At 69.3% G+C, this 10,134-nt stretch carries 12 protein-coding genes; 5 read left to right on the top strand and 7 right to left on the bottom strand.

All coding sequences use genetic code 11. From position 1 onward, the window contains the following. Both L0H79_RS02325 and L0H79_RS02320 read left to right on the top strand, forming a co-directional pair. A partial coding sequence (locus L0H79_RS02325; RefSeq protein ID WP_301482929.1) for an FAD-binding protein occupies positions 1–971 on the top strand: 971 nt, incomplete at its 5' end. Between the two features lie 5 nt (positions 972–976). Then, positions 977–1,720, top strand: a complete 744-nt coding sequence (locus tag L0H79_RS02320; RefSeq protein ID WP_301482931.1) for a succinate dehydrogenase/fumarate reductase iron-sulfur subunit — start codon at positions 977–979, stop codon at positions 1,718–1,720. Between the two features lie 44 nt (positions 1,721–1,764). Here the strand turns inward: L0H79_RS02320 and L0H79_RS02315 are convergent, their stop codons facing one another. After that, positions 1,765–2,148, bottom strand: coding sequence for a type II toxin-antitoxin system VapC family toxin (locus tag L0H79_RS02315; protein WP_301482928.1), 384 nt, complete (start codon positions 2,146–2,148; stop codon positions 1,765–1,767). Continuing rightward, on the bottom strand, positions 2,145–2,414 hold the full coding sequence (locus L0H79_RS02310; RefSeq protein WP_301482927.1) for a type II toxin-antitoxin system VapB family antitoxin: 270 nt from the start codon (positions 2,412–2,414) through the stop codon (positions 2,145–2,147). Before L0H79_RS02310 ends, L0H79_RS02315 begins: the two co-directional genes overlap by 4 nt. A gap of 90 nt (positions 2,415–2,504) precedes the next feature. Here L0H79_RS02310 and L0H79_RS02305 point away from each other — a divergent pair, with 90 nt between their 5' ends. Beyond that, complete coding sequence (locus L0H79_RS02305) at positions 2,505–3,941, top strand: D-alanyl-D-alanine carboxypeptidase family protein (protein WP_301482926.1); 1,437 nt, start codon at positions 2,505–2,507, stop codon at positions 3,939–3,941. A gap of 34 nt (positions 3,942–3,975) precedes the next feature. Here L0H79_RS02305 and L0H79_RS02300 read toward each other — a convergent pair whose 3' ends face one another. Genes L0H79_RS02300 through trpS form a run of 3 tightly spaced genes read right to left on the bottom strand, consistent with a single transcriptional unit; the run spans position 3,976 to position 6,646 of the window. Next, on the bottom strand, positions 3,976–5,031 hold the full coding sequence (locus tag L0H79_RS02300; protein ID WP_301482925.1) for a YihY/virulence factor BrkB family protein: 1,056 nt from the start codon (positions 5,029–5,031) through the stop codon (positions 3,976–3,978). Between the two features lie 4 nt (positions 5,032–5,035). Continuing rightward, entirely contained in the window at positions 5,036–5,566 is a 531-nt protein-coding gene (locus tag L0H79_RS02295) for a 2'-5' RNA ligase family protein (RefSeq protein WP_301482924.1), read from the bottom strand. A 54-nt stretch (positions 5,567–5,620) separates the two neighbouring features. Beyond that, positions 5,621–6,646 (bottom strand): tryptophan--tRNA ligase, encoded by a 1,026-nt coding sequence (trpS, locus tag L0H79_RS02290; protein WP_301482923.1) that lies wholly within the window; start codon positions 6,644–6,646, stop codon positions 5,621–5,623. A gap of 110 nt (positions 6,647–6,756) precedes the next feature. Here trpS and L0H79_RS02285 point away from each other — a divergent pair, with 110 nt between their 5' ends. Together L0H79_RS02285 and rfbD are read left to right on the top strand one after the other, a co-directional pair. After that, positions 6,757–7,788: an LCP family protein gene (locus L0H79_RS02285; protein ID WP_301482922.1), complete on the top strand. Its 1,032-nt coding sequence runs from the start codon at positions 6,757–6,759 to the stop codon at positions 7,786–7,788. A gap of 12 nt (positions 7,789–7,800) precedes the next feature. Then, a complete protein-coding gene (gene rfbD, locus L0H79_RS02280) occupies positions 7,801–8,667 on the top strand; it encodes a dTDP-4-dehydrorhamnose reductase (protein ID WP_301482921.1) in 867 nt (288 codons plus the stop codon). On the opposite strand, the gene L0H79_RS02275 is transcribed toward rfbD, so the two are convergent. Together L0H79_RS02275 and rfbA are read right to left on the bottom strand one after the other, a co-directional pair. After that, positions 8,625–9,245: a dTDP-4-dehydrorhamnose 3,5-epimerase family protein gene (locus tag L0H79_RS02275; RefSeq protein WP_301482920.1), complete on the bottom strand. Its 621-nt coding sequence runs from the start codon at positions 9,243–9,245 to the stop codon at positions 8,625–8,627. The two genes, rfbD and L0H79_RS02275, sit on opposite strands and share 43 nt — an antisense overlap. Beyond that, entirely contained in the window at positions 9,245–10,123 is an 879-nt protein-coding gene (gene rfbA, locus L0H79_RS02270) for a glucose-1-phosphate thymidylyltransferase RfbA (protein ID WP_301482919.1), read from the bottom strand. Before rfbA ends, L0H79_RS02275 begins: the two co-directional genes overlap by 1 nt. Positions 10,124–10,134 lie beyond the last annotated feature (11 nt).

The raw sequence follows: 10,134 nt of genomic DNA, 5'->3' as shown, positions 1-10,134 counted from the left end.
TGGAGCGGATCTACCCGAGCTTCGGCAACCTCGTCCCGCGGGACATCGCCTCCCGCCAGGCCAAGAACGTCTGCGACGAGGGCCGCGGCGTCGGCCCGATGGTCGGGGACTTCCGCCGCGGCGTCTACCTCGACTTCGCCAGCGCCCTCGCACGGCTGTCCCAAGAGGTCGTCGCGGAGAAGTACGGCAACCTCTTCGACATGTACAAGCAGATCACGGGTGAGAGCCCGTACGAGGTCCCGATGCGGATCTACCCGGCCGTGCACTACCAGATGGGTGGCCTCTGGGTCGACTACGACCTCGAGACGACGATCCCCGGGCTCTTCGCGGCCGGTGAGGCGAACTTCTCCGACCACGGCGCCAACCGGCTCGGTGCGTCGAGCCTCATGCAGTGCCTCGCGGACGGCTACTTCGTGCTGCCCAACACGATCCGGGACTACCTCGCGAGCGGCCCGTATCCGGCGGTCGCGCAGGACGCCCCCGAGGTCGTCGCGGCCCGGGCCCAGGTCGAGGAGCGGATCACGACACTGCTGTCCGTCCAGGGAGAGCGGTCGGTCGACTCCTTCCACAAGGACCTCGGACACATCATGTGGGAGTACTGCGGGATGGAGCGCAACGAGGAGGGCCTGCTCAAGGCGATCGACCTCATCCGCGCCCTGCGTGACGAGTACTGGCGCAACGTGCGGGTGCTCGGCTCGGCCGACACCCTCAACCAGAGTCTCGAGAAGGCGGGCCGGGTCGCCGACTTCCTCGAGCTCGGCGAGCTCATGTGCATCGACGCGCTGCACCGTCGAGAGTCGTGCGGGTGCCATTTCCGCGCCGAGTCCCAGACCCCCGACGGCGAGGCGCTGCGCGACGACGACGAGTACGCGTACGTGGCCGCCTGGGAGTTCACCGGCGACAAGCCGGTGCTGCACAAAGAGGACCTCGTCTACACGGCCATCGAGTTGAAGCAGCGGAGCTACAAGTGAGCGGCATGAACCTGACCCTGAAGATCTGGCGACAGGCCGGCCCCAAGGCCACCGGGGCGATGGCGACCTACCAGGTGTCCGACATCTCCCCCGACATGTCGTTCCTCGAGATGCTCGACGTGCTGAACGAGCAGCTCAACGACAAGGGCGAGGAGCCCATCGCGTTCGACTCCGACTGCCGCGAGGGCATCTGCGGCATGTGCGGCCTGATGATCTCCGGCAAGGCCCACGGCCCCGAGGTCACGACGACGTGCCAGCTGCACATGCGCTCCTTCCACGACGGCGACGAGATCACGGTCGAGCCGTGGCGGGCCGACGCCTTCCCGGTCATCAAGGACCTAGTCGTCGACCGGTCGGCCTTCGACCGGATCATCCAGGCCGGCGGCTTCATCTCGGTCAACACCGGCGCAGCCCCAGAGGCGCACTCGGTGCCGGTGCCCAAGCCCAAGGCCGACCGCGCCTTCGCCATGTCCAAGTGCATCGGCTGCGGTGCCTGCGTCGCGGCGTGCCCCAACGCGTCGGCGATGCTCTTCGTCGGCGCGAAGGTCGCCCATCTCGGCGAGTTCCCCCAGGGCCAGCCGGAGCGCAACCCCCGAGTCGTCAAGATGGTCGCCCAGATGGACGAGGAGGGCTTCGGCGGATGCACCAACATCGGCGAGTGCACGCTGGCCTGCCCCAAGGAGATCCAGCAGGACGCGATCAACCAGCTCAACATCGACCTGAGGCATGCACTCCGGCAGATGACCTGAGCCGCCCTTGACGTTCCTACATGATCTTGATCTGGCGCGGAGCCCTATAGGGCGGAGACGACGTCGGTGCGCGTGAATTCGTCGCCCGTGAACATCAACGGCTCGCCGGTCGTGACGGCGAGCGCGTAGCTGAAACAGTCACCGAAGTTCAGAGCGGCCCTGCCGTTGCCCCGTCCGTACCGACGGTATGCCGCGCGCGCGACCGTTGCGTGCTGGACGCTCACCGGCACGAGCTCGATGCCGAGCACCTCGACGAGGCGGTTCAGCCGCTCGCCGTGGCTCGCGGAACGGTGGTCGGCGACGATACCTGCCTCCAGCCAGGTCGCCGTGGACATGCGGCAGGTGCTCAAGGCGGCGGCCTGCGCGATCCCGTCCCAGCCCGGCTCCTGACCGAGGATGGCCATCAACGCCGAGGAGTCGACGATCACTGCGGCAGTCCTGTTCGCTCGTCGTAGAGATCCTCCACTCGGGCGATGACCAGGTCGCCACGACCCGGGTCCCGGACGTACTCGGTCGCGATCGCCCACACCACGTCTAGGGTGTGGCCCACTCGCGCGGCATCGGGGTCGGCACCGTAGTCTCGCAGCAGCCGCTCGAGCGCCTCCTCGATCGCCCCCGTCTGGGTCTTGCCCGTCACGCGAGCAGCCTGTCGAGCCAAGTCGTGCACCCGGTCGTTCTTGATGTTGAGGCTCATGGCGTAATTCTACCTTTACTCATATCTACCTATCTACCATCGACAAGTGTCCGGGAACCGGCGACCCGCGGATTGGGTAGGGTGGCCCGGGTGTCAACGAGGCGTACACGATGGGCGGTCGCATGCGCCGCGTGGCCACTCGGGCTCGTCATGACCCTCGGGTATGCCGCTCAGCCCGCCACCGCGCTCACCGCGCCCTCCGCTGCCTCCGCTGCCTCCGCTGACATGCTCCCCGCAGCGGCGGCGCCTGCCCTGGTCCCGGGGGCTGCGCATCCGACTCCGTCGTGCCAGGAGTGGCAGACGGTCACGCTCGTTCCCAAGGTCCCGTCCGCCTCGGCTTCTCCCACGAGCTGGGTCCCGTGGTGCCACAACGCGCCTCCGACGCCGTTCACCCACGCAGCACGGGACCCGGACACGGTCGTCGGCGGGCCGCTCCTCGCGCACACCGGCGTCATCGTGCAGGCCGGGCCGGGCGTGCCGGGCCTCCCCGAGGTCGGCGATGTCTCCTACCTGATCGCCGACCTCGACACGGGCGAGATCCTGGCCGCGAAGTCGCCGCATGCCTGGCTACGGCCGGCGAGCACCCTCAAGACGCTGACCGCCCTGACACTGATCCCCCGGCTCGACCCGAAGCAGGTCGTCGTCGCGACGGACGGGCAGGTCGCAGCGAACGGCACACGGGCCGGCATGATCGCAGGCAACCCCTACCCGGTGCGATCCCTCTTCGAGGCGATGCTCATGCTCTCGGCCAACGACGCAGCGTACGGCCTGGCCGACGCGGGCGGTGGCTATGACAAGACCCTGGCCCTGATGAACGCGAAGGCCAGGCAGCTCTGCGCCTTCGACACCGTCGCTCTCGACCCGAGCGGGCTCGACGAGCCGGGGCAGCACTCGAGCGCCTACGACCTCGCGCTCTTCGGTCGGGCGGCGATGGCGTTGCGGGACTTCCGGAAGTACATCACGATGCGCGACGCGGTCTTCCCCGGCGGCACCAGCAAGCGGACGAAGCAGACCTACAAGCCCTTCCATATCCCCAACATCAACCGCCTGCTCGTGAACTATCCCGGCGCCATCGGGATCAAGCCCGGCCGGACGAACCATGCCCAACACACGTTCATCGGGGCGGCCACCCGGAAGGGTCGCAGTCTCATCGTCACCCAGATGGGCAGCACGACCGGGTCGTGGAAGCCGACAGCGGCCCTGCTCGACTGGGGCTTCGCCAACGCCGACCGCGTGACACCGATCGGCCGCCTCGTCGGGCCGGGAGAGGCGTCTCCTCCGAAGGCTCCCCGCGAAGTGCCGGCGGCGATCCAGCCAACTGCCCCAGCGGCATCCGCGGTCGCGGCACCGGCATCCGGAACGCCCCGGCCGACCGCGTCCGCGCACGCCGCGGCCACCCGTCGGGTGGCACTCGACCGGCCGTTCCCGATCCCGGGCCGCGGTGCGATCGCCGGCGCGGTCGTCGTCATCTCCCTGCTCGCGGGGGCCGGGACCTGGCTGGCCCGCCGCCGACGCCACGACAACTGACACCGACAGCACTTGTCGTGGTCGGCGCCGACGGTCAGGAGGGCGGCGGCGTTCTGTGCCGCGCGGCAGACCACGCGAGGGCCGCACCGGCACCGAGGACGGCACCGATCGCGAGCGAGACCCGGTCCTGAGCGCGACCCTGCTGGGCAGCGGGGGCCGGCTCTGCGGCATACGGAACGGGTCGGGACGGGGCTGGGGCGGGCACGTCCTCGGCGGGTCCGCCCCGCACGACCGGCAAGGACGCAGAGCCGGTGGCTGTCCACGCCGCGGACAGAAGCACGACGCGCGACATGAGGTTGAGCCAGAAGAGCAGACCGACCGGGACGGCCACGGCACCGAGGAGCGGGTTGCTCGTGGCGCGGGCGATCAGGAAGCCGCCGAAGAACTTCATCACGGTCAGGGCGATTCCGCCGATCAGCGCGCCCACCCGTACCTCCTGCCACGGCAGCGGCGCGCCGGACAGCAGGCGCAGCAGGACGACCATGAGCAAGGTGTCGAAGGCGGCACTGATGAGCAGGCCGACGAGCGTGACGACCCAGGTCTGCCCCCCGAGCCCGACCCAGTCTGCGATCCTCGCGGTGATACCGCCGACGGCGCTCGTGAGAATGGCCGATACGGCGACGGCGAGCCCGAAGGTCACCAGCACGCCGAGGTCACGCAGCTTCGCCAGGGCCAGGTTGCTCGGCTTCGTCGTCAGTCCGTAGATGGCACGAATCCCTTTGCGCAACGCGCTGATCCAGCCCAGGCCTGCCCAGAGCAGGATGACGAAGCCGACGGCGCCCGTAATGGTCAGGGTCGCGGCCTGTGGCGCGGACAGGCTGATGATGCCGTCCGGGTTCGTGGCGGTCTTGACCATGCCGGGCAAGGCATCGTTGAGGGAGTCCGCAATCGTCTCGAGCAGCGCCGGCCGGCCACGCAGGACGAAGCCGAAGATCGTGAAGGCGACGGCCAGGGCGGGGAAGATCGAGAAGAACGCGTAGTAGCCGACCCCGGCCGCGAGAAGGTTGCCGTTGTTCAGGCCGTACCGCTCCCACGCCTGAAACGCGCGTGAACTCTTGACCCAGTCGATGATCCTCCGGACGACCTGCACAGGATCAGCCTCCTTGGAGCGCGAAGTCCTTCACGGGACGCCAGGTGCCGTCCTCGCCCTGCTCGTAGAGTTGGAACGCCCCCACGACGAAGTCGGCGCGGAAGTCGGCCAGCTCGGTGAAGGCCCGGTCGAGGCAGTCGACGGACACGTTGTGCGCCACAGTGACGTGGGGGTGGTAGTAGAAGGCCAGGTCCCGCTTCACGGGGCCGTTGCGCAGGTGCTTCTCGAGCCGTTCGCACGCCGAGACACCCTGAGCGACGTGGATGTAGACGACGTCCGAGATCGGCCGGAACGTGCCGGTACCGCGCAGGATCACCTCGAACGGCGGCCGGCCGTCGGCCACCGTCGAGCAGTGCTCCACGAAGCCCGCATACGTCGCCTCGTCGACCTCGGTCGGCGGGACGAGGGTGATGTGTGCAGGGATCCGCCGGGCCGCGGGGTCGCCGAACTCGGCCCTCCGCTGCTGGAGGTACTCCCCATCCGGGGCCGGGATCGGGATCGAGACACCGATCGTCGTGAGGCGGGAAGACGTCACCGGACGACCGTACCAATCCGGCCGGAGCGAGCTCGACCGTTCCGTGCCCGACACTCAGGCGCGGCGCAGGCTCGACAGGAGACCGACCCTGTCGTAGACGCGTCGGACGGTCGCCTCGGCCACCTGCGCCGCGCGGGTGGCGCCGTCGGCGAGGATCCGGTCGAGCTCGGCCGGGTCGGCCATGAGCTCGAGAGTCCGCTCCCGGAACGGGGCGATCGCCTCGAGCACGACCTCGGCGACGTCCTTCTTCAGGTCGCCGTAGCCCTTGCCCTCGTAGGCGGCCTCGAGCGCCTGGATGGGCGTCCCGGACAGGGCCGCGTGGATCGAGAGCAGGTTGGACACACCCGGCTTGGTCTCGAGGTCGAAGCGGATCTCGCGCTCGGTGTCGGTGACCGCGGAGCGGATCTTCTTGGCGATCCGCTTCGGGTCCTCGAGGAGGCTGATGAGCCCCGCGTCGGTCGCGGCGGACTTGCTCATCTTGGCCGTCGGCTCCTGCAGGTCCTGGATCCTCGCGGTCTCCTTCATGATGTGCGGCTCCGGGACGACGAGCGTGTCGCCGAAGCGCTGGTTGAACCGGGCTGCGAGATCACGGGACAGCTCGAGGTGCTGGCGCTGGTCCTCGCCGACGGGCACGACGTCAGAGTCGTAGATGAGGATGTCGGAGGCCATCAGGACCGGATAGGTGAACAGGCCGACGTTGGCCGCATGCCCTTTGGCGGTCTTGTCCTTGAACTGGGTCATCCGGCTCGCCTCGCCGAAGCCGGTCAGCGTCGAGAGCACCCAGGTCAGCTCGGTGTGCTGGTGCACGTGGCTCTGCACGAACAGCACCGACGTGCTCGGGTCGACGCCACCGGCGATGAACTGGGCGGCGGTGACGCGGGTGCGTTCGCGCAGCACCTCCGGCTCGGTCGCGACGGTGAGGGCATGCAGATCGGCGACGAAGTAGTAGGCGTCGTGCGTCTCCTGCAGCCTGACCATCTCGACGAGCGCCCCGATGTAGTTGCCGAGGTGGAGCGAGTCGCTCGTCGGCTGCATTCCGGACAGGCTGCGTGGCTTGGACGTGGCGGGCATGGGCGTCATTGTCGCGCACTGGGGGTTGCCCCCGCCGGCGAGGTCCCCCGGTTGGCGGACCGTGGTGCGTGACACCGAATCGGCCAGTCGCCCCTGACGGGCTGACCTAGACTTGCCCGGTGACGATCCACGAGGAGCTGACGGGCGAGCTGTCCGGGGAGGGAGACGGCGGAGCCGGTCCAGACCGCCGCAAACGTTCCGGCAAGCGCCGCAACCGCATCGTCCTCGTCGCCGCGCTGGTCATGATCCTCGTGCCGGTCGTCGCGATCGGGACCTACCTCGCCTACCTCAACCACGTCGTCACGGACAACATCAAGCAAGAGCTGCTCCTGCCCGCACCGAACCCGCCGACCGACGCGCAGGGCGACGCGATCCCGCAGCCGGCCGGCACCGGGACGAACTACCTGCTCATCGGCAACGACGCCCGGCCGGGTGACACCGGGTCGCGTTCGGACGTCATGGTCCTGGTCCACGTCCCCGAGGACCGCGCGACGGTCCAGCTCATCCACTTCCCACGCGACCTGTGGGTGCCGATCCCGGGGCACCGTGAGGCCAAGCTCAACGCGGCCTATGCGTTTGGCGGCGCTCCGCTGCTCGTGCAGACCATGCAGAACATGCTCGGTGTCGACATCGACCACGTCGCCGTGATCGGCTTCGAGGGCTTCAAGCGGATGACCGACGCGGTCGGCGGGGTCGAGGTCAACGTCGCCGAGCCGAGCACCAGCGACGGCTACCGCTTCACCACGGGCACCATGCACATGGACGGCGACATGGCCCTGGCCTTCGTCCGCGAGCGCAAGCAGCTGAGCGAGGGCGACATCTCGCGCGGCCAACGGCAGCAGGCCTTCATCAAGGCCCTGATGCTGAAGACGCTGTCCAAGGACGTGCTGCTCAACCCGGCCAAGCTCGCGACCTTCGTGGACGCCGCTACGAGCAACCTCACCGTCGACCAGAAGCTCGACGTGGGACAGATGAGGTCGCAGGCCCTGGCGATGCGCAACCTTCGTGGCAGCGACATCCACTTCATCACCGCGCCGTTCACCGGCTTCGGGTGGAGCAAGGACGGCCAGTCGATCGACGTGACGGACTGGCCCAAGATGAAGCAGCTCGGTGAGGCGATCCGCACCGACACGATGAACTCCTACAACTGACAGGGTGATCCGATGAGCCGTGTCCTCGTCACGGGTGCCCGGGGGATGCTCGGGCACGACCTCGTCCCGGCACTGCGGACCGCGGGACACGAGGTGACCGCGCTGGCGCGCGCCGACCTCGACGTGACCGACCCGGACGCCTGTCGTATCGCAGCGGCGGGGCACGATCTGGTCGTCAACGCGGCCGCCTGGACCGCTGTCGACGACGCGGAGACCCATGAGCCGCAGGCGTTCTCGGTCAACGCGCTCGGCGCGGCCAACATCGCTCGCGCAGCCGCAGCGGCTGAGGCACAGCTCGTGCAGGTCTCGACGGACTACGTCTTCGACGGGCAGGCCACGGAGCCGTATGCCGCCGACGCCCCCGTGTGCCCACGCTCGGCCTACGGCCGGACCAAGGCGGCCGGCGAGTGGGCCGTCCGCGCGCTGTGCCCTATGTCGTGGGTCGTCCGGACCGCCTGGCTGTACGGCGCGGCGGGACCGAACTTCGTCGCGACGATGCGTCGTCTCGCCGGGGAACGCGAGACCCTCGCCGTCGTCGACGACCAGGTGGGCCAGCCGACGTGGACGGTCGACCTCGCGGACCTCGTCGTGCGCTTGGTCGCCGGCGCAGCGCCATACGGCACGTACCACGGGACGAGCCGGGGGCAGGTGACCTGGTTCGGCTTCACGCGGGCGATCTTCGAGGAGCTCGGTCTCGACCCGGAGCGGGTGGAACCGACCACGACGGCGGCCTTCCCGCGGCCCGCGCCCCGGCCGGCGTGGAGCGTGCTCGGCCACGTCGAGCTCGACGCGGCAGGCATCGCGCCGGTCGGCCCGTGGCGGGCGTCCCTCGGTCGCTACCTGGCCGACCGGCCGGCGCCCGACGCGAGCTGCGTATAGAAGGCAGTGCACGCCTCGTGGGTGGGCAGCAGACCTGACGCCACAGCCTCCTCGAGACTGGGTGCCGCTGTGTCCTTCGGCGACAGGATCGGCTCCAGACCGTCGGGCAACGCCAGCCCGACCGCCGGGTCGAGCGGGTGGATGCCGTGCTCGGCCGTCGGGCTGTAGGCCGAGGAGCACAGGTAGTGGGCGGTCGTGCCGTCCTCGAGCGCGACGAACGCGTGCCCCAGGCCCTCGGCGAGGTAGACCGCTCGACGGTCGGCGGCATCGAGCAGGACCGAGTCCCATCGGCCGAAGGTGGGCGACCCGACGCGCAGGTCGACGACGAAGTCGATCAGCGCACCGGTCAGGGCGGTGATGTACTTCGCCTGCCCGACCGGCACGTCCGCGAAATGGATCCCGCGCAGCGTCCCGCGGGAGGAGACGGAGACGTTGGTCTGCGCGACCTCCATCCGGTGCCCGATCACCTCGCCGAGACGATCGCCGCGGAACGACTCGAGGAAGACACCCCGGTCGTCGGGGAACTGGCGCGGCGTGATCTCGAACGCCCCAGCGACCGACAGCGCTCGGATCTGCATCAGAGCAACCCCCCGCCGTCGACGAGCAGGCTGTGCAGGTAGGCGCCGTAGCCGCTCTTGAGCTGGTCGTCCCCGTGCCGGGCCAGTCGCTCGTCGTCGATCCACCCGTTGCGCCAGGCCACCTCCTCGAGGCAGCCGATCTTCTGTCCCTGCCGAGCCTCGATGACGTGCACGAACTGGCTCGCCTCGATGAGCCCCTCGAACGTGCCGGTGTCGAACCAGGCCGTCCCTCGCGGCAGCACGCTGACCGTCAGCGACCCCCGCTTGAGGTAGGCCTCGTTGACCGCGGTGATCTCGAGCTCGCCGCGGGCACTCGGGATGAGGCCCTTCGCGATCTCGACGACCTCGTTGTCGTAGAAGTAGAGGCCCGGCACCGCGTAGGGCGACTTCGGGTTGGCCGGCTTCTCCTCGATCGACAGGACCCGGCCGGCCTCGTCGAACTCGACGACGCCGTAGGCGGTCGGGTCCGAGACCCGCTGGGCGAAGATGTGCCCGCCGTCGACGTCGACGTTGTCGGCCAGGCGCGTGCCGAGCCCCGGGCCGAAGAAGATGTTGTCTCCGAGGACCAGGGCCACCTTCTCGGGCCCGATGAAGTCGGCGCCCAGCACGAACGCCTGGGCGAGACCCTCGGGACGCGCCTGGACGGCATACGTGATGCTCGTCCCCCACTGCGACCCGTCGCCGAGCAGCCGCTGGAACTGCTCGCTGTCGTGCGGGGTCGTGATGACGAGGATCTCGCGGATGCCGGCCATCATGAGCGTGGAGAGCGGGTAGTAGACCATCGGCTTGTCGTAGACGGGCATGAGCTGCTTGCTGATCGCGCGGGTGATCGGGTGCAGTCGCGTCCCGCTCCCCCCGGCGAGGATGATCCCCTTCATGCCATGCGAGG

Origin of the sequence: Intrasporangium sp. (assembly GCF_030452765.1) — a bacterium.
Taxonomy (GTDB): domain Bacteria; phylum Actinomycetota; class Actinomycetes; order Actinomycetales; family Dermatophilaceae; genus Intrasporangium_A.
The sequence above is the reverse complement of the archived record's forward strand: the minus strand, read 5'-3'. Positions and strand labels throughout refer to the sequence as shown.